Here is a 24173-nt window from a genome sequence, read left to right as displayed (position 1 = left end):
GCGAGTATCGCTGCCTTGATCAATTAAGCTGTGCTACGACAACGGCGAGTTCCGGGGCCGTGGCCGGAAGTGCCCGGGAGCATGGCAGGCTTGGGGCATGGCCGTTCAGATCAATCCCAGCATCCTGTCCGCCGACTTCGCCCGTCTCGCCGAGGAGGCCAGGGCCGTCGAGGGGGCCGACTGGCTGCACGTCGACGTCATGGACAACCATTTCGTCCCGAACCTGACCCTCGGCGTGCCGATCGTGGAATCCCTGAGCCGGGCCACGGACATCCCGCTGGACCTGCACCTGATGATCGAGGACCCGGACCGCTGGGCGCCGCAGTACGTGGAGGCCGGGGCCGGCTCGGTCACCTTCCACGCCGAGGCCGCCGCGGCCCCCGTGCGCCTCGCGCGGGAGATCCGGGCCAAGGGGGCACGGGCGGCCATGGCGCTCAAGCCCGGCACCCCGATCGAGCAGTACGAGGACATCCTCCCCGAGCTCGACATGGTGCTGATCATGACGGTGGAGCCCGGTTTCGGCGGGCAGTCCTTCCTCGACATCATGCTCCCCAAGGTCCGCCGGACCCGGGAGCTGATCGCCAAGCACGGCCTCGACCTCTGGCTCCAGGTCGACGGCGGGATCTCGGCCACGACGATCGAGCGGGTCGCCGAGGCCGGCGCGGACGTGTTCGTGGCGGGCAGCGCGGTCTACGGGGCGGTCGATCCCGCCGCCGCCGTCCGCACCCTGCGCGAGCAGGCGGGGGCGGCCATCGCCGCCGCTCCCTGGGCCTGCGGCCACTGAGGCGGGCGCCAGGGGACGGCTCGGTGAACGGAAGCCGTCCAGGCTGATCAATGGCCGTTGGATCTGACAGGATGAACGGCGAGTCGAGAGTGTGAACACGACAGTGTGAACAGCAGTGAGGAGAGCGCGGTGTCTGCAATGTCGGCGGGACGGTCAGCCCTGCGGATGGGACCCGCGGAGCTGGTGCAGGCGGCGGCCATGGCGCGCCGCTTCTACCTGGAGGGCAAGTCCAAGATCCAGATCGCCGAGGAGTTCGGCGTGAGCCGCTTCAAGGTGGCCCGGGTCCTGGAGACCGCCCTCGAACGCGATCTCGTACGCATCGAGATCCGCGTACCGGCGGAACTGGACGCGGAGCGCTCCGACGCGCTCCGCGCCCGCTACGGGCTGCGGCACGCCGTCGTGGTGGAATCGCCCGCCGACGCGAGCGAGGACGCCCCGGACCCCGAGAACCTCGGCGCCGTGGCGGCCGACCTGCTCGGCGAGCTCGTCAACGAGGGCGACGTGCTCGGGCTGGCGTGGGGGCGGTCGACCATCCACATGGCCGCCTCCCTGCACCGGCTGCCCCCCTGCACCGTCGTCCAGCTGACCGGCGTGTACGACGCCGGGACCGCCGAGCGCGGCTCGGTGGAGGCCGTACGCAGGGCCGCGCAGGTCTCCGGCGGGGACGCGCACCCGATCTACGCCCCGATGCTGCTCCCCGACCCGGCGACCGCGGCCGCGCTGCGCAGCCAGACCGGCATCGCGCGCGCCTTCGAGTACTTCGACAAGGTCACCGTCGCGGCCGTGTCCATCGGTTCCTGGGAGCCGGGGATCTCGACCGTCCACGACATGCTGACCGACGAGGAGCGGGCCCACTACGCCTCGCTCGGCGTCGCCGCCGAGATGTCCGCCCACCTCTTCGACAAGGAGGGCCGCCGGGTCGGGCGGGACCTGGGCGAGCGCTGCATCACCGTCGAGGCGGACCGGCTGCGCCGGATCCCCGAGGTCGTCGCCATCGCGGGCGGGCTGCGCAAGGCCGCCGCCATCGGCGCGGTGCTCCGTTCCGGGCTGGTGACCAGCCTCGTCACGGACACGGCGGTCGCCGACTACCTGCTCACCGAGTCCGAGCCCGGACTGCGGCCGGCCCTGGACCGGGCCGACCCCGACGACTGACGCGGACGCCCGGAGCGGGCCGGTCCCGACCGCTGACGGTCACGTTCCGGCCGGGGCCGCGGGGGGCTCCCGGGGCGAAGGGTGCGCAATCGATATCTGCGCATGGGGCCGCGGGGCGCTCCGGGGGCGCATACTGATTCTGATGACCAAGTCAGCAGTACCTCGCCGTCATTTGCCGTCAAGCCCGTTCAAAGCCCCCGCTGAGCCGCCCCTGAGGCGGTTCGACGTCGGCGACCGGGTCAGTCACGACGAGCACGGCCTCGGCCGTGTCGTCGGTGTGGAGGAGGGGGTCGCCGTCCTCGTCGACTTCGGATCGGTCCAGAAGCGCATCCTGAGTCCTTACTTCAAGATGTCCGCACTCTGACACCGCCTGGCTGTTCGCCACCGGATCGGATATTTGGCACGATCGGGGCATGATCCTCAGGAGCGTGCCCCGATCCTTGACGCGTGCGCTCGGGGTCCTGTTCCTCTGCGCCGCGCTGACCGCTGCCCTGGCGGGCTGCGGAGCCAGGGACGCCCCGGCGCGGCTCCCGTCCGCCGCGAGCAGCGCCGCCGCTCCCGCGTGGGCCGAGGGCATGCCGGCCGTGCGGGCCGACGCGCTGCCGCCGCAGGCCCGCGAGGTGCTCGCGCTCATCGACAAGGGCGGCCCGTACGCCCACCGGCAGGACGGGACCGTCTTCGGCAACTTCGAGAAGGCCCTGCCGAAGCGGGAGCGCGGCTACTACCACGAGTTCACGGTGCGCACCCCGGGCGAGCGCGGCCGAGGGGCGCGGCGGATCGTGACGGGCCGGGGCGGGGAGTTCTACTACACGGACGACCACTACGAGACCTTCAAGGCGGTTCTGCGATGAGCCTCGACCCGCGGCCGCTCGCGCCCGCCCTGGCCGCCGCGCGGGAGGCCGGCTGGAGCGTCGTACGGCTGGACCTGGACGGCGTGCGGAGCAAGGCGGCGCTGATGCGGCGCTGCGCGCGGGCCCTGCGGGCGCCGGAGTGGTTCGGCGGGAACTGGGACGCGCTGGCCGACGTCCTGGCCGACCTGTCCTGGCTGCCCGAGGCGCCCGGGCGGCTGCTGGCGGTGACCTCGTGGCGCGGTTACGCCGCCGACCGGCCGGACGACTGGGACACCCTGACGGAGGTCCTCGAGGGCGCGGCGGACTTCTGGCGGGAGCAGGACGGCGCTCCCGCGCTGACGGTGCTGCTGGCCGGGCCCGAGCCGCACTGAGGCGCCGGCCCGAGCCCCACCGAGGCCGGCCGGGGCGACGGCGCGCCGGCCGTGGTGCGTCCGGCCGGGGCCGGCCCGGGCGCCGGCCCCGGCCCCGGCCGGACGTCACTCCGCCTTCGCGGCCTCCGGCTGCCAGGGCGGGGTCTGGCCCCAGGACCAGACGGGAACCTTCGCCCCGTCCACCGGCGGCGGGTTCGGGCCCGAGTAGATCAGGGCCATCCGCGTACCCCACTCGATGTAGTAGACGAACACCGCCCGGAACTCCGGGTCCGCCGGCAGGCCGACCTCGTCGGCCGTGTCCAGCAGCAGGTCCACCCAGCGGCGGCGCTGCCGCTCGGTGATGCCGCGCCCCAGGTGCTTGGTGGCCATGTGCGGGTGGCCGCCGTGGTGCGCCGAGTACGCGGCCGGACCGCCGAAGACCTCCCCCAGCCAGGCCGCGACGTGCTGGGGGTGCTCCGCGTCCATGCCCGCGAAGACCGGGGCGAGGACCTCGTCGCGCAGCGCATGGGCGTAGAAGACGTCGGTGAGCCTGCGCAGGGCCTGTGCCCCGCCCATCCACTCGTAGATCGTGGGAGTCGTGCTCATGACTGTCCGGCGCCCTTTCCCGGACCTGCCACGCCGGTCACGAGGTAGTGCTGCATCTCCTCGATGGTCGTCACGTACGGGCGGATCGCGCTGAAGAACGCCGGGAAGTGCTCACCCTTGCGGAAGCCGTTCAGGTGGGCCTCGATCGAGGTCCAGCGGATGCGGAGGACGTAGCGGTCCTTCTCCTCCTCGCAGTGGGCCAGCTCGTAGTCGATGCACTCGGGGGACGCGGCCAGGGCCTCGGAGGCCCGGGCGTACGCGTCCTCGAACGCCCGCTGGTCCTGCGGGGCGATCCGGTAGCGGATGTACTCGACGGTGGTGGTCATGGATTGCGTGCCTCTCCCTGGGATCAGGTCGTCCCGGCTACCTTTCCGCGATCATGCGTACCCGGACAGGTTTTCCGTCACTCGGACCGCGACTTCTGGAGGTCCGGGCCCTGGGCGCGGACCTGCCGCACCCTGTCGAGGGACTCCCGCAGCTCGCCGAGCCACGCGTCGGCGTTCTCCCCGACGAGGCGCACGCACCACGCCAGGGCGTCGGCCCGGCTGCGCGCCACGCCGCCGGCGACCAGCGTGTCCAGCACCTGGCGCTCGGACTGGCGCAGCCGCGTCATGACGGGGACGGCGAGGTGGGTGAACAGGACCGTCTCCCCGCCCGACTCCACGCCCCAGGCGACCTTGCGGCGGTAGAGCTCCTCCGCCTCGCGGGCCACCTCCATCCGCTGCTCGCGGGTGCGCTCGCGGAACTCCCTGACCGACTCGGACGCCGGGACGCTGCCGACGACCGTGATCTCCTCCCGGTCGACCGTGACCGAGAGGAGGGACGCGTAGACGTCCACCGGCAGGCGCTCGGCGAACCACGCGCGGAGCTGCTCGCTCTGTTCGGCTGTAATCATGTAATCAACGTTGCATCCGTTCTCGCCGTGATCGCAAGGCTCCGGCCGTTCGCCCTCGGCGTGGAAGCGGCCGCCGCGGCCCGCTCAGCCCATCGAGCGGTAGCGGTGGATCAGCGAGACCGCCATCGCGCCCTCCCCGACGCCCGAGGCGACCCGCTTGACCGAGTGGGCGCGCGCGTCCCCCGCCGCGAAGACCCCCGGGACGCTGGTCTCCAGCGGGTACGGGGCGCGCTCCAGGCTCCACTCCGCCGGGAGTTCGCCGCCGTTGGCGATCAGGTCGGAACCCGTGAGGACGAAGCCGTACTCGTCCCGCTCCACGACCCCCGCCAGCCAGTCCGTGTGCGGACGGGCGCCGATGAAGGTGAACATGAACCGCGCCGGCACCTCCCGGTCCTCACCCGTGCCGGCGTCGTGCAGGGTGATCCGCTCCAGGTGCTCCCCGCCGTGGAGGGCGGTGACCGTGGTGCGGACCCTCACCTCGATGTTGGGGGTGCGGCCGATCTCGTCGATCAGGTAGCGCGACATGCTCGCCTCCAGGGAGGCCGCGCGCACCAGGACCGTGACCCGGGCGGCGTACTTGGCGAAGTGGACCGCCGCCTGGCCGGCCGAGTTGGCGCCGCCCACGATGAACACGTGCTGCGAGATGCAGGCCGAACTCTCCGTGGTCGCCGCGCCGTAGTAGAGCCCGGCCCCCTCGAAGCGGTCCGCGCCGGGCGCGCCGAGCCGGTTGTACGAGACGCCGGTCGCCAGCAGCACCGTCTCCGCGCTGATCTCCGTGCCGTCCGCCAGGGTCAGGACCTTCGCCGGGTCGGCCCGGGTCAGGGAGACCACCTCCACCGGGTGCAGGATCTCGGCGCCGAACCGGGACGCCTGGATGGTGGCCCGGCGGGTCAGGTCCCCGCCGGAGAGCCCCGAGGGGAAGCCCAGGTAGTTCTCGATCAGGCTGGAGGTGCCGGCCTGGCCGCCCGGGGCGCGGGAGTCCAGCATCAGCGTGGACAGGCCCTCGGAGGCCGCGTACACCCCGGCGGCGAGCCCCGCCGGGCCGGCGCCGACGATGACGCACTCGTAGTGCGGGCGGGAGGCGGTGGTGGCCAGGCCCAGGCGCCGGGCGAGTTCGGTGTCGGACGGGGCCGGCAGGACCGATCCGTCCGGGAAGCGCACCAGCGGGAGCGCCGCGTCCGCCGGCGCGGCGGCGATCACCGTCAGCGCCTCGGGGTCCCGTTCGACGTTGAGGAAGCGGAACGGCTGCCCGTTGCGGGTGAAGAAGTCCCGGACGGCATGGGTGCCGGGGGAGACCAGGTGGCCCGCGACGATGATCCCGTCGTACGCCGGCCGGTAGGCGGCCAGCCAGTCGGAGAGCAGGTCGTCCAGCACCGGGAAGAGCCGCTCGTGCGGCGGGTCCCAGGGCTTGAGCAGGTAGTAGTCCAGCCGGACCCGGTTGATGGCGGTGATGGCCGCGTCCGTCTCCGCGTACGCGGTCAGCAGGACCCGGCGGGCGTCCGGGAAGCGGCTGACCGCCTCCAGCAGGAACTCCACCCCGGTGACGTCCGGCATCCGCTGGTCGACGAGGAACAGCGCGGGGTCGTGGCCGCGCTCGTCCAGGGAGTCCAGGATCTTCAGGGCGTCGGCGGCCGAGGAGGCGCCGAGCACCCGGTAGCGGTCGCCGTAGGCGCTGCGCAGGTCGCGGCGGACGGCACGCAGCACCTGCGGGTCGTCGTCCACGGCGAGGATGACGGGCTTGCGGCTCTCCGCGCGTGCGGCGCCGCCCGTGACGCCCGGGACCGTGACGCCCGGGGCGGCCGTCGTGGCCGGGGCGGCGCCCTCCGGTGCCGCGCTCACGCCCGGTCCAGCATCAGCTGGTCGGCGTAGCACCACGCCCACTCCTCGCCGGGCTCGTGCGAGGCCGCGACCGGGTGCGCGGTCGTCCGGTAGTGCCGGGTGGCGTGGCGGTTCTTCGACGAGTCGCAGCATCCGACGTGCCCGCAGCTCAGGCACATCCGCAGGTGCACCCACCCGTCACCCAGCCGCAGGCACTCCTCGCAGCCCTCGGCGGAGGGCTCCACCGGACGTATCCGGTCGATGTGCGTGCACCACAACTCCATCGTCATCGTCCCCGTCCCTCTCCTCGGCACTTCCACACCCCGTCGCGCCCGTCCACCACGGCGCGTCCAGACCATAGAGCCGGAATCCCGGGAACGGTTCACCGATCCGGCCGAAGTCAGGAAGTCCGGCGGGTACTTCCTGACCTCGGCGGCCGACTAGGTGAGGTGGTGCCGTCACCTTGCCCGCTACCTCACGAAGTCACCTTCGCGCGCTTTGACGAGGGCACCCGGTGCACGCAGTGTGGGGAACGCAAACGACAACAGGCGGCGCCTGGAGGAATCTGTGAGCAGAAAGATTCTGGTCATTGTCTCCGAACACGGCTACTGGTCCGAGGAATTGATCGGACCCGTTTCCACGTTCGACGAGCGGGGCTACGAGACCGTATTCGCCACGCCGACCGGAAAGCGCGCCCACGCACTTCCGCCGAGCCTCGACGCGAACTACGTCGACCCTCCGCTGGGCCGCTCGGTCACCACCGAGGAGAACGCCCGGCTCGGCCGCGAGTTCGAGCGGTCGAGCCGGCTCGACTCGCCCCTCGACATCGAGGCGTGGGTGCCCGAGCGCCCGTACACCAGCGACGAGGGATACCTGCGCAAGCTGGAGCAGTACCACCGGGACCTGGACAAGCTCGACGCCGACGTGGCGGAGTACGACGCGGTCCTCATCGTCGGCGGCAGCGGTCCGATCGCCGACCTCGCCAACAACGAGCGGGTGCACGCCCTGATCCTGGCCTTCGAGAAGGCCGGCAAGGTCGTGGCCGCCGAGTGCTACGGCGTGGCCTGCCTCGCGTTCGCCCGGGACTGGGACGACCGCAGGAGCATCATCTGGGGCAAGCACGTCACCGGCCACTGCAAGGAGTACGACTACAAGGACGGCACCGGATTCCTCGGCACCGATTTCAACATGGGGCCGCCCCCGTATCCGCTGGAGTACATCCTGCGCGATGCGACCGGACCGCGCGGCGCCTATCACGGGAATTTCGGAAAGCCGCTCTCGGTGGTCGTCGACTACCCCTTCGTCACCGGCCGCTCGACCCCCGACTCGTACCTCACGGGGCAGAAGATCGTGGAAGTCCTGGAGGACGGTCTCACCCGCTACGGGTGGTAGGGGAAAAAAGGGGGAGTCCGATGGACACCGAAGCCACTCCCGGACGGGAAAGGCTGATCGAACAGTTCAGGGCCGACGGGCTGAACGTCATGTTCGGAAATCCGGGAACGGTGGAACAGGGATTCCTCGACGCGGTGGACGCGGCGGCGGACTTCCAGTACGTCCTCGCCCTCCAGGAAACCGTGGCCGCGGGCATCGCCGACGGCTATGCCCGGGCCACCGGCGGTGCGGCCCTGCTCCAGCTGCACTCCGGCGTGGGACTGGGCAACGGCATCGGCATGCTCTACCAGTCGCTGCGCGGCCACACCCCGCTCGTGGTCGTCGCCGGCGACGCCGGGGTCCGCTACGACGCCATGGACGCGCAGATGGCCTGTGACCTGGTGGCCATGGCCAGGCCCGTCACCAAGTACGCGACCCGGGTCACCGACCCGCGGTCCGTGCTCCGCACCGTCCGGCGGGCCGTCAAGATCGCCCTGACCCCGCCGCGCGGTCCCGTGTTCGTGGCCCTGCCCATGGACGTGCTCGACGAACCCAACTCCGAGCCGGTGCTGCCCGCCACGGTGCCCCTCACCGACGTGGCGCCCTCGCCGGCCTCGGTCGGCCGGGCGGCCGAGCTGCTGGCCGGGACCGAGCGCCCGGTGGTCCTCGTCGGGGACGGGGTCGCGCTCTCCGGAGCACAGGCCGAACTCGCCGCCGTCGCCGAGTTGCTGGGCGCCGACGTGTACGAGGTCGACTCCTCCGAGGTGAACATCGCCGCCTCGCACCCGCTGCGCCGGGGCCAGAGCGGCCACATGTTCGGCCCGCACAGCAGGGAACTGGTCGCGGAGGCGGACGGGGTGCTGATCGTGGGCACCTACGTCTTCCCGGAGGTCTTCCCCGAGCTGGAGAACCCCTTCCGGCCCGGCGCCAAGGTCGTCCACATCGACCTCAACGCCTACGAGATCGCCAAGAACCACCCCGTCGACCTCGGACTGGCCGCCGACCCGCGGCACGCGCTGCGCGCGCTGGCCGGCGTACTGGAACAGCGGCTGACCCCCGTCCGGCGGGCGGCCGCGGCCGCGCGGCTGGACGTACGGGTCCGCGAGCGGGCCCGGGCGGCGGCGCGGCGGCCGGACGACGACACGCCGATGGCCGTCTTCCTGCGCACGCTCGCCGAACGCACCGGCGGGGACCTGATCGTCTTCGACGAGGCGCTCACCACCTCCCCGCTGGTCACCCGCCACCTGCCGCCCGAACGGCCCGGCGACTACCACCTCACCCGGGGCGGCTCGCTGGGCGTCGGCTTCCCGGGGGCGGTCGGCGCCAAGCTCGCCCGCCCGGACCGGCTCGTCGTCGGCTTCGCGGGCGACGGCGGGGCCATGTACACCTACCAGGCACTGTGGACGGCGGTCCGGCACGGCATCGCCGCCAAGTTCGTGGTCTGCAACAACCGCAAGTACCGGCTGCTCGACGACAACATCGCCCAGTACTGGCGGGAACGGGACATCGCCGAGCACCCCTTCCCGGGCTCCTTCGACCTCTCCCGTCCCGAGATCGACTTCGCCGGGCTGGCCCGGGCGCTGGGCGCCGACGGCACGCGGGTGGAGAAGCCCGACGAGGCCGCGGCCGCCGTCGACCGGATGCTGGCCCACCCCGGGCCCTACCTGGTCGACGTCCAGGTCTGAGCAGCGCCCGCACCCCCGCACCGCCGGGGAACACCACGCGACACACCCACGGACAGGAGGAGACCGCATGCCCGCCGAGCGGCTGACCGAGGACGCGATCCGCGCCTTCGCCGAGAACTGGTACGTGGCCCTGGACCGGCACCTCCCGCTGGAGCGGGTCCTCGCGCTCATCACCGAGGACCTGGAGTTCAAGGTCCCCGAGGACACCTTCCTCGGGCACGAGGGCTTCGGCCGCTGGTACGACGCCGTCACCCACCGGTTCTTCGACGAGGTGCACACGGTGACCAAGGTGGAGCCGGTCATCGAGGGCGGCCGGGCCGTCGTCCGGGTCCTCGTCAACTGGCAGGCCAAGGTCTGGGACCCGCCGGCCGCCCGCAGCCGGTGGCTGGGCTTCGACGCCGACCAGACCTGGACGCTCGTCGCGGGCGGCGACGGACCGCTGATCAAGCAGTACACCGTCAACGAGCTCGCGCCGATGCCCGGTTCGGGCTCGCTCTGAGGAGGCGGCGGCGATGACCCACGTGACACGCGAACGCGTCGAGGCCGCCTACCGGGCCCTGGGCTCCGGCGACCGCGCGCGGATCCTCGAGTACTACGCGGAGGACCTGCGCTGGCTCGTGCCGGGCAACCACCCGCTCGCCGGCCGGTACGAGGGCCTCGACGCCTTCCTGGAGCTGATGGGCCGGACCCACAAGCTCACCGGAGGCACCTTCCGGATGGACCTGGAGGCGGTCCTCGTCGGGGAGGACTGCAGCGCCGACGTGTGCCGCAACTCCGCGCTCCGCGACGGCGCCGACCCGGCGAGCACCTCCCCGTACGAGCGGATGGACTACGAGGTCTTCCACTTCATGCGGTGGCACGACGGCCGGATCACCGAGGGCCGCGACGGCCTCTTCGGGGACGCGGCGGCCGCCTTCAGCCAGTTCTGGGCACCGTTCGCGCCGGACGGGACCCGCAGGGACCGATAGGGGGATGAGAGACGCGATGGACGCCCGAGAGATCCTGACCAAGTACTACCAGTACGCCAACGCCGGGGACTGGGACCGCTGGTGCGACCTGTTCGCCGACGACCAGGTCATGGACGAACAGCTCGCCGGACACATCGAGGGCCTGGAGACCCTGCGCTCGATGATGAAGGGCATGGGGACCCTGTACCGGGTCTTCCGCAACGAGCCCGTGCACTTCCTGGTCGACGGGACCAAGGCCGCGGCCGTCTCCCGGCTCAGCGCCGTCAGCGCGTCCGGCGAGGCCATCGAGGCCGACGTGATGAACTTCTTCGAGATCGTGGACGGACGGATCGCCTACATGGCGAACTACCACGACACCGTCCCCTTCCAGGTCCTGGACCAGGGCTGAGGGGACCGGACCCGTGGCCACAGAGCAGTACGACTACGTGATCGTCGGCTCCGGCACCGCCGGGAGCGTCCTCGCCCGCCGCCTCTCCGAGGACCCGGACGTCTCCGTCCTCGTCCTGGAGGCCGGCGGCCCCCGCGTCCCGCCCGAGGTGGACGACCCGTCCTCCTGGTACAAGCTGCTCGGCGGACCCGTCGACTGGGGCTACACCAGCGTGCCGCAGCCGGGCCTCGGCGGGCGCCGCACCTACGAACCGCGCGGCAAGGCCCCCGGCGGCAGCAGCAACCTCTACATCATGATGCACGTCCGCGGCCACGCCTCCGACTTCGACAACTGGGCCTACCAGGGCGCGGCCGGCTGGGCGTACGAGGACGTCCTGCCGTACTTCGCCCTGCTGGAGGACCAGGAGGACGTCACCGCCGCCACCACCGGCACGGCCGGACCGCAGCGGATCACCAACGCGGGCCTGCACGGCCCCAGCCCGGTCTCCCGCGCCTTCATCGACGCCGCCGTCGAGCTGGGCCACCAGGAGATCGCCGACTTCAACACCGACGGCCCCCGGCGCGGGCTCTTCGGCACCGGCTGGCACCACATCGACGTCGCCGACGGCCGCCGCCAGGGCGCGCTGGCGGCCTACCTGGAACCGGCCCTCGTCCGCCCCAACCTGACGCTGCGCACCAGCGCCCCGTCCACCCGGCTGCTCTTCGAAGGGGACACCTGCACGGGCGTCGAGTACGTCCAGCTCCGGCCCCCCGCCACGGCTCCGGGCGGGGACGCCCCCGGCCGCACCGTCCGGGACCGCCACAGCACCGCGGCGGCCCCCGGCACGCACACCGTACGGGCCCGGCGCGAGGTGATCGTGGCGGCCGGGGCCATCGAGTCCCCGAAGCTGCTGCTGCTCTCCGGCATCGGACACCCCGCACGGCTGCGCGAGCACGGCATCGAGGTCACCGCCGCCCTGCCCGGGGTCGGCGAGAACTTCCACAACCACGTGCTGACCGGGCTGATGGCCGAGGTCACCCAGGAACTCCCGCCGCCCGCGCAGAACCTGTCGGAGAGCGCCCTGTTCCTGTCCTCCCGGCCCGGACTGCCCGCCCCGGACCTCCAGATCGCCTTCGTCCACGTCCCGTTCGACGTGATCGTCGGCAAGGACCACCCGAACACCGTCTCCATCCTGCCCGGCGTCGTGCGCCCGGTCTCGCGCGGCTGGATCAGGCTCGCGAGCGCCGACCCGCTGGCCCACCCGCTGATCCACCCGAACTACCTGGGCGACCGCTGGGACCTGGAGCGGATGGTGCAGGGCGTCAGGCTCGCCCGGGAGCTCTTCGCGACCTCCGCCTTCTCGCCCTGGTACAAGCAGGAGCTCCAGCCCGGCCCGGGCACCGCCTCGGACGAGGAGCTGCGGACCTTCGTACGGCGGAAGTCGGAGAGCTACCACCACCAGGCCGGCTCCTGCCGCATGGGCATCGACGACCTCGCGGTCGTCGACCCCGAGCTGCGGGTCCACGGCGTACGGAACCTGCGCGTCGTCGACGCCAGCGTGATGCCCGCCGTCCCGTCGGGCAACTGCCACACCGCCGTCGCGATGATCGCCGAGCGCGCGGCGGACTTCCTGAGGGGGATCTCCCGTGCCTGACGTGGTCCTGCGCGAGGGGGCGCTGACCGGGACCAGGATCGCCGTCCTGGTCGAGAGCGACTTCTACGAACCCGAGATCTTCTACTACCAGCGGCGCTTCGCCGAGGAGGGCGCCGAGGTCGACTTCCTGACCCGGCTGTGGGGCAACGACTCCCTCACCTTCACCGGACACGAGTACCGGGCCCCCTTCACCGCCGCGAAGTCCGTGGAGGGCCTGGACGACGAGGAGCTGCGCCGCTACGCCGCCCTCGTCGTGCCCTCGGGCATGGTCGCCGACCGGCTGCGCTACACCGACGACGTGGACGTCCTCGCGCCGGCGACGGACCTGCTGCGGCGGGCCTTCGAGGAGCCGGCCGTGCTCAAGGGGATCATCTGCCACGGCATGTGGCTGGCCTCCTCGATCCCGGACAAGGTCCGCGGCCGCAAGGTGGTCTGCCACAACAACCTCGTCGGGGACGTCCGCAACATGGGCGCCCAGTACGTGGACGAGGACGTGGTGGTCGACGGGGACCTGGTCACCGGCCGCACCGGCGCCCACCACCACCTCTTCGCCCGGCGGATCATCGAACTGGTCGCGGCCGGGCGGGGCCGGGGGGCCGGCTGATGCCCGGCGGCGGGGACCGTCCCCTGGTCTGGTCGCACGTGGGCCTCAACTGCGCCGACCAGAAGAGCACCGAGGAGTTCTACACCCGGTACTTCGGCTTCACCCGGGCCCGGGTCGTCGACCTCGGGGAGTCGCGGATCGTGTTCCTGCGCAAGGGGGACGCGTACCTGGAGCTCTTCGCGGCCACGGCCGGCCCGGCCCGGCCCGCGCACGAGGACGGTCCGCCGGCCCCGGGCCGCGTACGGCACCTGGCCTTCCGGACCGACAGCGTCGACGCGTTCCTCGCGGACCTCGGCGACGCGGCCGACGTGACCCTGGGGCCGCTGGACTTCGACGACTTCATCTGCGGCTGGCGGACCGTCTGGCTGCGCGACCCCGACGGCGTGATCGTCGAGGTCAGCCAGGGATACGAGGACGACCGCTCATACGACAAGGACGGTGCATGACATGGCGGGCTCGCTGGGCTTCTCCTTCTCCGACACGATCGCGGGCCACGTCGTCCGCTTCGACTCCTCGTCCCGGCTGCTGCGGCTGAAGACCGTCGACGAACGCGAGTTCGAGCTGTCGCTCGCCTCCGGCCCCAGCGCCGAGCTGGTGCGCAACCTGGACGAGCCGTACGTCGACGCCTCCGGCCACATCGACGAGATGCTCTCCCCGGGCCGGTTCCTCTTCGCCTACGGGGTCCACTACCCCGAGGGGGGCGTGCGCTTCGACGCCAAGCGGCTGGTGTTCCTGGGCCGCGGCGCCGACGACTTCCGCTTCGAGGAGGCCGGCTGGTGGATCCGGCAGATCGAGTCGCTGGCCGACTTCTACAAGCGGGCCCAGTTCGGCGACGGGCCGGTGGACTTCACCGAGTACCGCACCGAGATCCGCCTCGGCGGCGACAAGACCGCCAGCCACGTCCAGGAGACCGACACCATCTCCCGGCTGGTCTACGGCATGGCCTCGGCCTACCTGCTCACCGGCAAGGACGAGTACCTGGAGATCGCCGAACGCGGCACCGAGTACCTGCGCAAGCACATGCGGGTCGTGGACGGCGAGGAGGACGTGGTCTTCTGGTACCACGGCATCAGCGTCGACGGCGACAGCGAGCGCAAGCTCTTCACCTCGGAGTTCTCCGACGACTACGACGCGATCCCGATGTACGAGCAGATCTACGCCCTGGCCGGCCCCGTCCAGACCTACCGCGTCACCGGCGACTCGCGGATCCGCGACGACGCCGACGCCACCATCCGCCTGTTCGACAAGTTCTTCAAGGATCCGGAGCAGGGCGGCTACTTCTCGCACATCGACCCGATCCTGTTCAGCGCCGACCACGAGTCGCTGGGCGAGAACGCCGAGCGCAAGAACTGGAACTCGGTCGGCGACCACGCGCCCGCCTACCTCATCAACCTGTACCTGGCGACCGGCGAGCAGAAGTACGCCGATTTCCTCGAGTACACCTTCGACACCATCGCGGAGCGGTTCCCCGACTACGAGAACAGCCCGTTCGTCCAGGAACGTTTCTTCCGGGACTGGTCGCACGACACCGCGCACAGCTGGCAGCAGAACCGCGCGGTCGTCGGCCACAACCTGAAGATCGCCTGGAACCTGATGCGGATGAACTCGCTCAAGCCCAAGCCCGCCTACCAGGAGCTGGCCCGGAAGATCGGCGAGATCATGCCGGCCGTCGGCAGCGACCGGCAGCGCGGCGGCTGGTACGACGTCGTGGAGCGGGTGAGGGAGGGGGACCAGGAGGCCTACCGGTTCGCCTGGCACGACCGCAAGGCCTGGTGGCAGCAGGAACAGGCGATCCTCGCCTACCTGATCCTGAACGGCACGGTCGGCGGGGAGGCGAACCGGCGCGAGGCCCGGTGGGCCCAGGCCTTCTACAACACCTTCTTCCTCGACCACGACGAGGGAGCGGTCTACTTCAACGTGCTCGCCAGCGGTACGCCGTACCTGCTCGGCACGGAGCGGCTCAAGGGCAGCCACTCGATGTCCATGTACCACTCGGCGGAGCTCTGCTACCTGGCCGCCGTCTACAACAACCTCCTCGTCAACGGGCGGGAGATGGACTTCCACTTCCAGCCCGACCCGGCCGACCTGCCCGGCCGGATCCTGCGCGTCTCGCCCGACCTGCTGCCCGCGGGATCCGTGCGGATCGCGTCCGTGGAGATCGACGAGAAGCCGTACGGGGAGTTCGACGCGGACGGGCTGACCGTCCGCCTCCCCGACGTCCAGGGGCGGGTGAAGGTCAAGGTCCGGCTCCGGCCGGTGAACGAGCAGTAGTGCCCAACGGGGGGCGCCCCAACAAGAGGGGAAAGCAGTCCATGAGTCTGACCGTGAAGGAACGCCGGAACAAGACGGCCACCGTGCTCGTCGCCACCGGCGAGATCAACAGCGAGACCTCCGGCACCCTGCTGGAGTCCCTGCTGCCGCTGGTCCGCGAGGGCCGGCCGCTGCGCATCGACCTGACCGCCGTCACCTACGTCTCCAGCGCCGGGCTGCGCACGCTGCTCGTCGTCTACCGCGAGGCGCAGCACGCCGGGGTGGCCGTCACCCTGTACGGGGTCAGCGAGGAAGTCCGGTTCGTCATGTCGGCCACCGGATTCCTCGACTTCTTCGAGACCGGCGAGGCCGCCGCCACCCGGGCCAGGGCCGCGCGATGAGCGACTCCCGCTCCGAGCAGGTGCTGCGCGTGGACGCCTATCCGACCCACGAGGTGGGCGGGTACCGCGTCCGCGCGGGCAAGCCGTTCCCCTTCGGGGCCAACGTGGTCCCCGGCGGGGTCAGCTTCTCCGTCTTCTCCGACCGGGCGACCTCCATGTCGCTGGTCATCTACAAGCGCGGAGAGCCCGAGCCGATGGCCGAGCTGCGGTTCCCCGAGGAGTTCCGCACCGGCAGCGTCTTCGCCATGACGGTCTTCGGCCTCGACCACGAGAACATCGAGTACGGCTACCGGGCGGACGGCCCCTACGATCCGGCCGTCGGCCACCGCTTCGACGCCCGCCAGGTCCTCTCCGACCCCTATGCCCGGCTGATCGCCGGCCGCGACGTGTGGGGCGTGGAGCCGGACCGCAGCCGCGGTTACCAGTACCGCTCACGGGTCTGTCTCCAGGACTTCGACTGGGGGGACGACAGCCCGCTGCGGATCCCCGCCGAGGACCTCGTCGTGTACGAGGCCCACGTGCGCGGCTTCACCCGGCACCCCTCCTCGCAGGTCACCGCCCCCGGCACCTTCGCGGGCCTGCGGGAGAAGATCCCGTACCTGAAGGAACTCGGGATCAACTGCGTCGAGCTGCTGCCCGTCTTCGAGTTCGACGAGAGCGACAACCCGCGCAGCAACCCCGAGACCGGCGAGAAGCTCTACGACTACTGGGGCTACAACACCGTCTCCTTCTTCGCCCCGAAGGCCGGCTACGCGGCCACCGGCCGCTACGGGATGCAGGGCGACGAGTTCCGCACCCTGATCAAGGACCTGCACGCCGCCGGCATCGAGGTCATCCTCGACGTCGTCTTCAACCACACCGCCGAGGGCAACGAGCAGGGCCCGACCATCTCCTTCAAGGGCCTCGACAACGCCACGTACTACATGCTCACGCCCGAGGGGTACTACTTCAACTTCAGCGGCACCGGCAACACGGTCAACTGCAACCACCCCGTGGTCCGCAACTACGTCCTGGACTGCCTGCGCCACTGGGTCGCCGACTACCACATCGACGGCTTCCGCTTCGACCTCGCGGCCATCCTCGGCCGGGACCTGGACGGCACCCCGCTGCCCAACCCGCCGCTGCTGGAGATGCTCGCCTTCGACCCGGTCCTGCGGCACACCAAGCTCATCGCCGAGGCCTGGGACGCGGGCGGCCTCTACGAGGTCGGCAACTTCCCGGCCTACGGGCGCTGGGCCGAGTGGAACGGGAAGTACCGCGACACCGTCCGCCGCTTCCTCAAGGGCGACCCCGGGGTCACGGGGGAACTGGCGACCCGGGTCGCCGGCTCGCCCGACCTCTACTCCGGCCGGGGGACCTCGGCCTCCGTCAACTTCCTGACGGCGCACGACGGTTTCACCCTCGCCGACCTCGTCTCGTACAACGACAAGCACAACGAGGCCAACGGCGAGGGCAACAACGACGGCGCCAACGACAACAACAGCTGGAACTGCGGGGCCGAGGGACCCACCGACGACCCCGGGGTCAACGCGCTGCGGCTGCGCCAGATGAAGAACGCCCTGGCGATCCTCCTCACCAGCCAGGGCATCCCGATGCTGCTGTCCGGGGACGAGGTCGCACGGACCCAGCAGGGCAACAACAACACGTACTGCCAGGACAACGAGCTGTCCTGGTTCGACTGGGACCAGGTCGACGAGAACGCCGAACTGCTGCGGTTCACCCGCCAGATGATCGCCTTCCGGGGACACCACCGCGAACTGCGGTCCACCGCCCACCCCACCGGACGGCTCCGGGAGGGCCTCGGCCTGCCCGACATCAGCTGGCACGGGGAGCGGGCCTGGCAGCCCGACTGGTCGGCGGAGAGCCGGCTGCTGGCGGTGGCCCGCTGCGGCGCCGGCGACCAGGACGTGGTGTACGTGGCCATGAACTCCCACTGGGAGGCGCACGACCTGGAACTGCCCGCCCTGCCCGGCGGCCGCAGCTGGCACCTGTTCGCCGACACCGGCGCCGAGGCACCGTACGACATCCGCACCCCGGGGGCGGAGCAGGCGCTCGACCACGCCGGCACGTACCTGATCGGCCCGCGCTCGGTCGTGATCCTGGTCGGCCGCGCCGACGCACCCGGCCCCGAGACGACCGACACGCCCTGACCGAAGGAGACCTGACATGCCGCTTTCCGTGTCCCTGAGCATCGAGGGCGACACCACCGTGATCGAACTGACGGGCGAGCTGGACGCGAAGACCGCGCCCGAGTTCCACCAGACGATCGAGAAGGCCGCCGGGCACGGCACCGGCACCGTCGAGATCCGGATGGCCGGAGTCGGCTACATGGCCAGCGCCGGCCTGCGCTCCCTGGTCTTCGCCCAGCAGAAGGTCGGGGGCGCGGTCACCATCAAGGTGACCGGCGCCATCGAGCCGGTCGCCCGGACCATCCGCACGGCCGGCCTCGACCGCAGCATCGTCCTCTCCGATGACTGAGCACGACGCCCGGAGCGGTGACTGAGATGGTGGAACTGGCGAGGAAGCCCGCCGTACTGGAGGTGCCCGCGACGGTGGGGGCACTGGGCGAGATCGCCGCCTTCGTCCTGCGGCTGGCCGGCCGGGCGGGCCTCGGCGCGGGGGCCGCGTACCGGATCCGGCTCGCCGTGGACGAGCTGGCCACCAACATCGTGATGCACGGGTACCGGGGCGGCGACGGACGGATCACCGTCCGCGGCCGCTCCGGTCCCGACGGGGTGCGGATCGTCATCGAGGACACCGCCCCCGCGTTCGACCCCGTCGCGGGCCGCCTGCCCCCCGCCCCCGGGGTCCCCCCGGAACGGCGCCGGGTCGGCGGCCTCGGCATCCACCTGGCCCTGACCAGCGTGGACTCGTACGCCTACGCCCGCAGGGACGGCCGGAACATCAGCACGCTGACCGTGAAGGCCGACGAGGGGACGGACGCATGCCCTCCACGACCGTGATCATCCTGGACGTGTACCCGCCGCCGCCCGCCGAACTGCTGGACGCGCTGCGGCGGATGGACGCCGAACTCGTCACCCGTACCCCGGGCGACCTGCTGCGCGGCCGTCTCGAGCTGCTGCCCGTCGCGGACGTGCTGCTCGCCCCCGTCGAAGCCGACGGGGAGACCGTACGCAGCGCCGTGCGCCGGCTGCGGCGCCGGGCCGGCGCACCCACCGTGGTCGTCTGGACGGCCCGGGAGTTCGCCGCCCTGGAAGGGCACGTCCGCCTCGGCCACGACTACCTCGTCCCGCCCTTCCTGCCGGCCCTGGTCGGGGCCCGGCTGCTCAGGTGCGCCGAACGCGCGGGCCTCGGCCGCACCCTGCGCGAGGCCGACGCCCGCGCCGAACTCATGGGCTACGAGAAGGAGCTGGAGATCGGCCGCGAGATCCAGGCCGGCTTCCTGCCCGAAGCGCTGCCCGTCCCCGAGGGCTGGGAGATCGACGTGCGCTTCCGGCCCGCCCGGCAGGTCGCGGGGGACTTCTACGACGTCTTCGAGATCTCCCGGGGCCGGCGCCTCGCGGTGGTCGTCGCCGACGTCTGCGACAAGGGGGTCGGCGCGGCCCTGTTCATGGCCCTCATCCGCTCCCTGCTGCGCCACACCGCCGAGAACAGCGGCCTCCAGCACCTGATGGCCGCCGGCCGCACCGGAGGCAGCCGGCGCACCCCGGTCGTCGGCGCCACCCCGCTGCTCAACGCGGTCACCGCCACCAACGGCTACCTCACCCGCAACCACCTGCGGCAGGGCTACTTCGCCACCCTGTTCTTCGGCGTCCTGGACCCCCTGACCGGCAGCCTCGTCTACATCAACGGCGGCCACAACCCGCCCCTGCTGCTCCCCGCCGACGGCTCCGCGCCCCGGGCCCTGGAGGTGACGGGACCGGCCGTCGGGGTACTGCCCGACTGCGTCTACACCCTCGGCTACGCCCAGCTGAACCCGGGCGACACCCTCTTCGTGTTCACCGACGGGGTGCCCGAGGCCCGCTGCCCCGACGGCAGCTTCCTCGGGGACGACAGGATGCTGGAGCTGCTCGCCGGCCCCCCGGCGAGCGGCCGGGACGCGGTCGACCTGATGGACCGGGCGGTGCGCGAGCACACCGGCACCGCCGAACAGCACGACGACGTCACCATGCTGGCCGTCCACCGTCCGCGTGCGGCGCGGGGGCCGCACGCGGACGGTCCCGGCTACCGGGAGGTGGCGTGATGACCCGGACCATCGTGGTGCACTCGCACCGCGGCGGCACCGGGAAGACCTCGGTGCTGGCGAACCTCGCGCTGCTGCTGGCGGCCGGGGGACGCCGGGTCGGGGTGGTCGACACCGACCTGCAGTCGCCCGCCCTGGACCTGCTCTTCCGTCTCGGGCCGGGTACCGGCTCGCTGGCCGACTACCTGCTCGGCCGCTGCGAGATCGAGGCCGCGGCCCGCGGCACCGCCGTGCCCGGGCTGTACGTCGTACCCGCCCGGACCGGCACGGCGGCCCTGCGGGAGCTGATGACCACCGGGTACGACGTGGGACTGCTCCCGGAGGGCTTCGACCGGCTGGCCCGCAGCCACGCGCTCGACGTCCTGCTGCTGGACACGCACGCCGGGCTCAACAACGAGTCCGTCACCGCCATGGGCAGTGCCGACGCCGTACTGATCATGGCGCGGGCCGACCGCGTCGACCTGTCCGGAGCGGAGGAGACCATCGCCCTGGCCGGGCGGCTGGCCTGCCGGCGGGCCCTGGTGCTGAGCATGGCACCCGAGGGCGTGGACCGGGAGGCGGTGGCCCGCAGGGCCGAGGAAGTCTACGGCGCACCCCTGGCCGGAATCCTCCCGTACGTTCCGGAAATGGCGGCCCTCTACGGAGAACGCATATTCGCGGAAGCCCTTCCCGGCCACCCCCTGGTCGGTGAATTCCGCGCGATCCTCACGGCGCTGGGCGCACGTGACGAAGTATCACGCGCCTGACGCCGCCCCCTTACGCCCCTCGCGAGCGGCCGTGTTGAATCGGCAGCGATCCAGACCAAGGAGAGAATCATGAGGATTCTCGTCGTCTTGACGGCGAAGGCCACCCTCCATCTGCTGGACGGGGAACAGCACCCTTCGGGATTCTGGGCCGAGGAATTCGTCGTTCCCTTCACCCTCTTCAAGGCGGCGGGCCACACCGTCGACGTGGCGACGATCGGGGGCCGCGCCCCCACGGTCGACCGGACCAGCGTCGACCCCGGTTTCCTGCGGTGGGTGCGTCCCGAGGGCTCCCCGGACGAGGACGCGGCCAACGCCGCCGAGTACGTCCGCGTGATCGAGGGGACCCCCCAGCTCAAGCAGCCCCTCGCCGTGGAATCCCTCGACGAGAAGGACGTCGCCGGGTACGACGGCATTTACATCAGCGGCGGCCACGGCGCCATCGGCGACCTGCCCAAGTCCGACGAGCTGGCGCAGGTGCTGCGCTGGGCCATCGCCCGGGACAAGCCGATCGCCACCGTCTGCCACGGCCACACCGCACTCCTGGCCCTGCGGGACGGCGAGGGCCGCTGGCCCTTCGAGGGCTACCGGATGACCGCGTTCTCGCACAGCGAGGAACTCGTCACCAACATGGCCGGCCGGCTCCCGCTGATCCTGGAGGCCGAGCTGACCCGGCTCGGCGCCCGCTACGAGAAGGCCGACGCGATCTGGGACTCGCACGTCGTCGTGGACCGCGGGCTCACCACGGGCCAGAACCCGTACTCCTCCAAGGCCCTCGCCGAGACCTTCCTGCGGCAGCTCGGCGACGGCTAGCCCCGAGACACCGGAAGGTGCATGCAGCCATGACCAAGCGCGTGCTCAGCGACCACCCCCTGGCCAACCCCGGGAAACTCTTCATCGGCGGCCAGTGGGTCCCCGCCCGGGACGGCCGTACCGAACCGGACATCAGCCCGATCGACGGCCAGGAGATCGTGCCGGTGGCCCAGGCCGCCGCGACCGACGCGGACGCCGCCGTGGCGGCCGCCCGCGCGGCGTACGAGGAAGGGCCGTGGAGCCGGCTGTCCGCCCAGGAACGGGCGCTGCGGCTGAACCGCGTCGGCGAACTGATCGAACGGGACCTGGAGGAGATCGCCCTGCTGGAAACGGTGGACATGGGCAAGCCGTTCGCCTTCTCGAGCACCGTCGACGCCCCCATGGCCGCCCAGCTGATGCACTACTACGCGGGCGCGGTCACCCGGGTCGACGGTTCCTCCCGGGCCCCGGCCGGCGGACAGCTCGCCTACACCCTGCGCGAGCCCCTGGGCGTCGTCTGCGCCATCACGCCCTTCAACTTCCCGCTCCTGCTCTCCATGACCAAGATCGCCCCGGCCCTCGCGGCCGGGAACACGGTCGTCCACAAACCCTCCCCGGCCACCCCGCTCACCGCCCTCAAGATCGCCGAGCTCTTCCAGGAGGCGGAGATCCCCGACGGGGTGCTCAACGTGGTCACCGGCCCCGGCGTGGAACTGGGGGAGACCCTCACCGGGCACCCCGACATCGACAAGATCGCCTTCACCGGCTCCACCGCCGTCGGCCAGTCGATCATCCGCAAGTCCGCCGGCACCCTGAAGAAGGTGACGATGGAACTCGGCGGGAAGTCCGCCAACATCGTCTTCGCCGACGCCGACCTCGACGCCGCCGAGGAACTCGCCTTCTTCGGCATCTACTACAACAAGGGCGAGATCTGCACCGCGGGCTCCCGGCTGCTGCTGCACCGCCCCGTCCACGACGAGATGGTCGAACGCCTCGTCCGCCGGGCCGCCGCCCTCAAGCCCGGAGACCCCCGCGACCCCGCCACCCTCTTCGGCCCGCTCGCCCACCGCGCCCAGTTCGACAAGGTCAGCTCCTACATCGAGGTCGGCGAGAAGGAAGGCGCCCTGCTGCGCACCGGAGGCACCGGCTGGACCCCCGAAGGAGCCTCCAGCCAGGGCCTGTACTTCCTGCCCACCGTCTTCACCGGCGTCGACAACGGCATGCGCATCGCCCAGGAGGAGATCTTCGGCCCCGTCCTGTCGGTCATTCCCTTCGACACGGAGGAGGAGGCCGTACGCATCGCGAACGACAGCGCGTACGGCCTCGCCGCCGGCGTCCACACCAAGGACCTGCGGCGGGCCCACCGGGTCGCCTCCCAGATCAAGGCCGGGACGGTCTGGGTCAACTGCTACAACCAGTACGACCCCTCCGTGCCCTACGGCGGCTACAAGGCCTCCGGCTACGGCCGCGAGTGCGGACCGGAATCCCTCGAGAGCTACACCCAGACCAAGTCGGTCTGGATCGGCATGGACTGACCCCACCACCATCGAGGAGCCCTTCATGCGGACAGGCGTCATCGGCACCGGGCGGATCGGCTCGGCCCTCGCGAGGATCCTGGTGGCGGCAGGCCATCCGGTCGTCCTCGCCAACGCCAGCGGACCCCGCTCGCTCGCCCCGCTCCTGGCCGAACTCGGACCCGACGCGCAGGCGGCGCGCCCCGTCGAGGCGGCGGCCGCGGCCGACCTGCTGGTGCTGATGGTGCCCTTCGCCGGCGTGCGGGGGCTGCTGCCCCCGCACGTGGTGCAGGACAAGGTGCTGGTGGACGCCACCAACGCGTTCGACGCGCCCGGCAGCCCCGCCGCACCGGGCGGGCGCGGCTCCAGCGAACTCGTCGCCGAGTGGTATCCCGGCGCCCGGATCGTGAAGTCCCTCAACACCATGCACTTCGAGACCCTCGCCGTCGCCGGTACCGCCTCCGGCCGGACGGCGTCCGAGCGTCTCGCCCATTACACGGCGGGCGACGACCCGAAAGCGAAGGAGATCGTCGCCGGGATCATCACCGACCTCGGATTCGCCGCCGTCGACACCGGCCCGCTGCACTCCGGAGGAATGCTCCAGCAGCCCGGGGGTCCCCTCTTCAACCGGCCGCTCACGGAAGCGCAGGCGCTCGCATGGACCTGACCCGCATCGAACTGACCCTGCACGTGAACGGAAGACCCGAGCGGTTCTCGGCACCGCCCGCCGAACTCCTCGTGGAACGGCTCCGCGACGGACTCGGGCTCACCGGCACCAAGGTGGGCTGCGACACCGGCCAGTGCGGGACCTGCGTGGTCCGCCTGGACGGCAGGTCCGTCAAGAGCTGCCTGGTCCTCACCGCCTCCGCCGCCGGCTCCGAGGTCACCACCATCGAGGGCGTCACCGCCCCCGGCGGGGAACTGACCCCGCTCCAGGAGGCGCTGCGCCAGGAACACGGCACCCAGTGCGGCTTCTGCACGCCCGGCATGGTGATGGCCCTCGGCGAGCTCGTCGAGACGGCCGCCGACCGGGACACCGGGGCCCCCACCGAAGCCGAGATCCGGGAATGGCTCACCGGCAACCTGTGCCGCTGCACCGGTTACCACAGCGTCGTCCGGGGCGTCCAGCGCGCCTGCGCGCCCGCCGAACCCGAGGGGCGGTGA

The 24173-nt window shown here is 71.7% G+C and carries 29 protein-coding genes; 24 read left to right on the top strand and 5 right to left on the bottom strand.

Translation table 11 applies throughout. The features are described from left to right. Positions 1–97 precede the first annotated feature (97 nt). From rpe to ACZ514_RS17000, 5 genes are all read left to right on the top strand, one after another. Positions 98–784 (top strand): ribulose-phosphate 3-epimerase, encoded by a 687-nt coding sequence (gene rpe / locus ACZ514_RS17020; RefSeq protein ID WP_468168977.1) that lies wholly within the window; start codon positions 98–100, stop codon positions 782–784. Positions 785–922: 138 nt separating this feature from the next. Next, positions 923–1936 carry a sugar-binding transcriptional regulator gene (locus ACZ514_RS17015; RefSeq protein WP_468169429.1) on the top strand — a complete coding sequence of 338 codons (1014 nt, stop codon included), beginning with the start codon at positions 923–925 and terminating at the stop codon, positions 1934–1936. 142 nt (positions 1937–2078) lie between these two features. Then, entirely contained in the window at positions 2079–2300 is a 222-nt protein-coding gene (locus ACZ514_RS17010) for a hypothetical protein (protein ID WP_388943635.1), read from the top strand. A gap of 49 nt (positions 2301–2349) precedes the next feature. Then, positions 2350–2787, top strand: coding sequence for a guanyl-specific ribonuclease (locus ACZ514_RS17005; protein WP_469125058.1), 438 nt, complete (start codon positions 2350–2352; stop codon positions 2785–2787). Next, entirely contained in the window at positions 2784–3158 is a 375-nt protein-coding gene (locus tag ACZ514_RS17000) for a barstar family protein (protein WP_468168971.1), read from the top strand. The genes ACZ514_RS17005 and ACZ514_RS17000 overlap by 4 nt, the downstream gene beginning before the upstream one ends. Positions 3159–3263: 105 nt before the next feature. Here the strand turns inward: ACZ514_RS17000 and ACZ514_RS16995 are convergent, their stop codons facing one another. From ACZ514_RS16995 to ACZ514_RS16975, 5 genes are all read right to left on the bottom strand, one after another. Then, on the bottom strand, positions 3264–3743 hold the full coding sequence (locus ACZ514_RS16995) for a group II truncated hemoglobin (protein WP_468168968.1): 480 nt from the start codon (positions 3741–3743) through the stop codon (positions 3264–3266). Next, entirely contained in the window at positions 3740–4069 is a 330-nt protein-coding gene (locus tag ACZ514_RS16990) for a putative quinol monooxygenase (protein WP_469125057.1), read from the bottom strand. Before ACZ514_RS16990 ends, ACZ514_RS16995 begins: the two co-directional genes overlap by 4 nt. Before the next feature lie 77 nt (positions 4070–4146). Then, entirely contained in the window at positions 4147–4638 is a 492-nt protein-coding gene (locus ACZ514_RS16985) for a hypothetical protein (RefSeq protein WP_469125056.1), read from the bottom strand. An 84-nt stretch (positions 4639–4722) separates the two neighbouring features. After that, on the bottom strand, positions 4723–6360 hold the full coding sequence (locus ACZ514_RS16980) for an NAD(P)/FAD-dependent oxidoreductase (protein ID WP_469125118.1): 1638 nt from the start codon (positions 6358–6360) through the stop codon (positions 4723–4725). A gap of 113 nt (positions 6361–6473) precedes the next feature. Beyond that, complete coding sequence (locus tag ACZ514_RS16975) at positions 6474–6740, bottom strand: UBP-type zinc finger domain-containing protein (RefSeq protein WP_468169423.1); 267 nt, start codon at positions 6738–6740, stop codon at positions 6474–6476. A 283-nt stretch (positions 6741–7023) separates the two neighbouring features. Between ACZ514_RS16975 and ACZ514_RS16970 the strand changes: the two genes are divergently transcribed. From ACZ514_RS16970 to ACZ514_RS16880, 19 genes are all read left to right on the top strand, one after another. Continuing rightward, positions 7024–7848, top strand: a complete 825-nt coding sequence (locus tag ACZ514_RS16970; RefSeq protein WP_468168959.1) for a type 1 glutamine amidotransferase domain-containing protein — start codon at positions 7024–7026, stop codon at positions 7846–7848. A gap of 20 nt (positions 7849–7868) precedes the next feature. Beyond that, the gene (locus ACZ514_RS16965) at positions 7869–9512 is read left to right on the top strand and encodes a thiamine pyrophosphate-binding protein (RefSeq protein WP_469125055.1); all 1644 of its coding nucleotides are present in this window, start codon (positions 7869–7871) and stop codon (positions 9510–9512) included. A 67-nt stretch (positions 9513–9579) separates the two neighbouring features. Further along, a complete protein-coding gene (locus tag ACZ514_RS16960) occupies positions 9580–10011 on the top strand; it encodes a nuclear transport factor 2 family protein (protein ID WP_468168953.1) in 432 nt (143 codons plus the stop codon). Positions 10012–10024: 13 nt separating this feature from the next. After that, positions 10025–10480 (top strand): nuclear transport factor 2 family protein, encoded by a 456-nt coding sequence (locus ACZ514_RS16955; protein ID WP_469125054.1) that lies wholly within the window; start codon positions 10025–10027, stop codon positions 10478–10480. Between the two features lie 16 nt (positions 10481–10496). Further along, a complete protein-coding gene (locus tag ACZ514_RS16950) occupies positions 10497–10868 on the top strand; it encodes a nuclear transport factor 2 family protein (RefSeq protein WP_468168947.1) in 372 nt (123 codons plus the stop codon). A gap of 13 nt (positions 10869–10881) precedes the next feature. Then, the gene (locus ACZ514_RS16945) at positions 10882–12501 is read left to right on the top strand and encodes a GMC family oxidoreductase (RefSeq protein ID WP_469125053.1); all 1620 of its coding nucleotides are present in this window, start codon (positions 10882–10884) and stop codon (positions 12499–12501) included. Continuing rightward, positions 12494–13105, top strand: coding sequence for a DJ-1/PfpI family protein (locus tag ACZ514_RS16940; protein ID WP_468168941.1), 612 nt, complete (start codon positions 12494–12496; stop codon positions 13103–13105). Before ACZ514_RS16945 ends, ACZ514_RS16940 begins: the two co-directional genes overlap by 8 nt. Continuing rightward, the gene (locus ACZ514_RS16935) at positions 13105–13551 is read left to right on the top strand and encodes a VOC family protein (protein WP_469125052.1); all 447 of its coding nucleotides are present in this window, start codon (positions 13105–13107) and stop codon (positions 13549–13551) included. The genes ACZ514_RS16940 and ACZ514_RS16935 overlap by 1 nt, the downstream gene beginning before the upstream one ends. A 1-nt stretch (position 13552) precedes the next feature. Continuing rightward, entirely contained in the window at positions 13553–15376 is a 1824-nt protein-coding gene (locus ACZ514_RS16930; protein WP_468169420.1) for an AGE family epimerase/isomerase, read from the top strand. Between the two features lie 41 nt (positions 15377–15417). After that, the gene (locus ACZ514_RS16925) at positions 15418–15756 is read left to right on the top strand and encodes an STAS domain-containing protein (RefSeq protein WP_467892684.1); all 339 of its coding nucleotides are present in this window, start codon (positions 15418–15420) and stop codon (positions 15754–15756) included. After that, the gene (glgX, locus tag ACZ514_RS16920) at positions 15753–17906 is read left to right on the top strand and encodes a glycogen debranching protein GlgX (protein ID WP_469125051.1); all 2154 of its coding nucleotides are present in this window, start codon (positions 15753–15755) and stop codon (positions 17904–17906) included. The genes ACZ514_RS16925 and glgX overlap by 4 nt, the downstream gene beginning before the upstream one ends. A gap of 16 nt (positions 17907–17922) precedes the next feature. Then, the gene (locus ACZ514_RS16915) at positions 17923–18234 is read left to right on the top strand and encodes an STAS domain-containing protein (protein WP_468168932.1); all 312 of its coding nucleotides are present in this window, start codon (positions 17923–17925) and stop codon (positions 18232–18234) included. Positions 18235–18260: 26 nt separating this feature from the next. Further along, complete coding sequence (locus ACZ514_RS16910; RefSeq protein WP_468169417.1) at positions 18261–18719, top strand: ATP-binding protein; 459 nt, start codon at positions 18261–18263, stop codon at positions 18717–18719. Then, positions 18701–19960, top strand: a complete 1260-nt coding sequence (locus ACZ514_RS16905) for a PP2C family protein-serine/threonine phosphatase (protein ID WP_468168929.1) — start codon at positions 18701–18703, stop codon at positions 19958–19960. Before ACZ514_RS16910 ends, ACZ514_RS16905 begins: the two co-directional genes overlap by 19 nt. Then, positions 19960–20706 carry a MinD/ParA family ATP-binding protein gene (locus ACZ514_RS16900; RefSeq protein ID WP_468168926.1) on the top strand — a complete coding sequence of 249 codons (747 nt, stop codon included), beginning with the start codon at positions 19960–19962 and terminating at the stop codon, positions 20704–20706. The genes ACZ514_RS16905 and ACZ514_RS16900 overlap by 1 nt, the downstream gene beginning before the upstream one ends. A gap of 69 nt (positions 20707–20775) precedes the next feature. After that, complete coding sequence (locus ACZ514_RS16895; RefSeq protein ID WP_468168923.1) at positions 20776–21516, top strand: type 1 glutamine amidotransferase domain-containing protein; 741 nt, start codon at positions 20776–20778, stop codon at positions 21514–21516. 29 nt (positions 21517–21545) lie between these two features. Then, positions 21546–23030 carry an aldehyde dehydrogenase family protein gene (locus ACZ514_RS16890; protein WP_468168920.1) on the top strand — a complete coding sequence of 495 codons (1485 nt, stop codon included), beginning with the start codon at positions 21546–21548 and terminating at the stop codon, positions 23028–23030. Between the two features lie 25 nt (positions 23031–23055). Further along, entirely contained in the window at positions 23056–23676 is a 621-nt protein-coding gene (locus ACZ514_RS16885) for an NADPH-dependent F420 reductase (RefSeq protein ID WP_469125050.1), read from the top strand. Then, complete coding sequence (locus tag ACZ514_RS16880) at positions 23667–24173, top strand: (2Fe-2S)-binding protein (RefSeq protein WP_468168914.1); 507 nt, start codon at positions 23667–23669, stop codon at positions 24171–24173. The genes ACZ514_RS16885 and ACZ514_RS16880 overlap by 10 nt, the downstream gene beginning before the upstream one ends.

The organism is Streptomyces sp. NPDC034086, assembly GCF_055575515.1.
Note: the sequence above shows the minus strand (reverse complement) of the source record. Positions and strands in the feature narration are given on the sequence as shown.

Bases quoted from the DNA above. Each gene is read 5' to 3' on its own strand.
- ACZ514_RS16960 (WP_468168953.1), top strand. From the start codon at position 9,580: ATGCCCGCCGAGCGGCTGACCGAGGACGCGATCCGCGCCTTCGCCGAG.
- ACZ514_RS17015 (WP_468169429.1), top strand. From the start codon at position 923: ATGTCGGCGGGACGGTCAGCCCTGCGGATGGGACCCGCGGAGCTGGTG.
- ACZ514_RS16910 (WP_468169417.1), top strand. From the start codon at position 18,261: ATGGTGGAACTGGCGAGGAAGCCCGCCGTACTGGAGGTGCCCGCGACG.
- ACZ514_RS16905 (WP_468168929.1), top strand. From the start codon at position 18,701: ATGCCCTCCACGACCGTGATCATCCTGGACGTGTACCCGCCGCCGCCC.
- ACZ514_RS16990 (WP_469125057.1), bottom strand. From the start codon at position 4,069: ATGACCACCACCGTCGAGTACATCCGCTACCGGATCGCCCCGCAGGAC.
- ACZ514_RS16950 (WP_468168947.1), top strand. From the start codon at position 10,497: ATGGACGCCCGAGAGATCCTGACCAAGTACTACCAGTACGCCAACGCC.
- ACZ514_RS16965 (WP_469125055.1), top strand. From the start codon at position 7,869: ATGGACACCGAAGCCACTCCCGGACGGGAAAGGCTGATCGAACAGTTC.
- ACZ514_RS16890 (WP_468168920.1), top strand. From the start codon at position 21,546: ATGACCAAGCGCGTGCTCAGCGACCACCCCCTGGCCAACCCCGGGAAA.
- glgX (WP_469125051.1), top strand. From the start codon at position 15,753: ATGAGCGACTCCCGCTCCGAGCAGGTGCTGCGCGTGGACGCCTATCCG.
- ACZ514_RS16995 (WP_468168968.1), bottom strand. From the start codon at position 3,743: ATGAGCACGACTCCCACGATCTACGAGTGGATGGGCGGGGCACAGGCC.
- ACZ514_RS16895 (WP_468168923.1), top strand. From the start codon at position 20,776: ATGAGGATTCTCGTCGTCTTGACGGCGAAGGCCACCCTCCATCTGCTG.
- ACZ514_RS16975 (WP_468169423.1), bottom strand. From the start codon at position 6,740: ATGGAGTTGTGGTGCACGCACATCGACCGGATACGTCCGGTGGAGCCC.
- ACZ514_RS16930 (WP_468169420.1), top strand. From the start codon at position 13,553: ATGGCGGGCTCGCTGGGCTTCTCCTTCTCCGACACGATCGCGGGCCAC.
- ACZ514_RS17010 (WP_388943635.1), top strand. From the start codon at position 2,079: ATGACCAAGTCAGCAGTACCTCGCCGTCATTTGCCGTCAAGCCCGTTC.
- ACZ514_RS16900 (WP_468168926.1), top strand. From the start codon at position 19,960: ATGACCCGGACCATCGTGGTGCACTCGCACCGCGGCGGCACCGGGAAG.
- rpe (WP_468168977.1), top strand. From the start codon at position 98: ATGGCCGTTCAGATCAATCCCAGCATCCTGTCCGCCGACTTCGCCCGT.
- ACZ514_RS16880 (WP_468168914.1), top strand. From the start codon at position 23,667: ATGGACCTGACCCGCATCGAACTGACCCTGCACGTGAACGGAAGACCC.
- ACZ514_RS16935 (WP_469125052.1), top strand. From the start codon at position 13,105: ATGCCCGGCGGCGGGGACCGTCCCCTGGTCTGGTCGCACGTGGGCCTC.
- ACZ514_RS17005 (WP_469125058.1), top strand. From the start codon at position 2,350: ATGATCCTCAGGAGCGTGCCCCGATCCTTGACGCGTGCGCTCGGGGTC.
- ACZ514_RS16985 (WP_469125056.1), bottom strand. From the start codon at position 4,638: ATGATTACAGCCGAACAGAGCGAGCAGCTCCGCGCGTGGTTCGCCGAG.
- ACZ514_RS16955 (WP_469125054.1), top strand. From the start codon at position 10,025: ATGACCCACGTGACACGCGAACGCGTCGAGGCCGCCTACCGGGCCCTG.
- ACZ514_RS16885 (WP_469125050.1), top strand. From the start codon at position 23,056: ATGCGGACAGGCGTCATCGGCACCGGGCGGATCGGCTCGGCCCTCGCG.
- ACZ514_RS16925 (WP_467892684.1), top strand. From the start codon at position 15,418: ATGAGTCTGACCGTGAAGGAACGCCGGAACAAGACGGCCACCGTGCTC.
- ACZ514_RS16915 (WP_468168932.1), top strand. From the start codon at position 17,923: ATGCCGCTTTCCGTGTCCCTGAGCATCGAGGGCGACACCACCGTGATC.
- ACZ514_RS17000 (WP_468168971.1), top strand. From the start codon at position 2,784: ATGAGCCTCGACCCGCGGCCGCTCGCGCCCGCCCTGGCCGCCGCGCGG.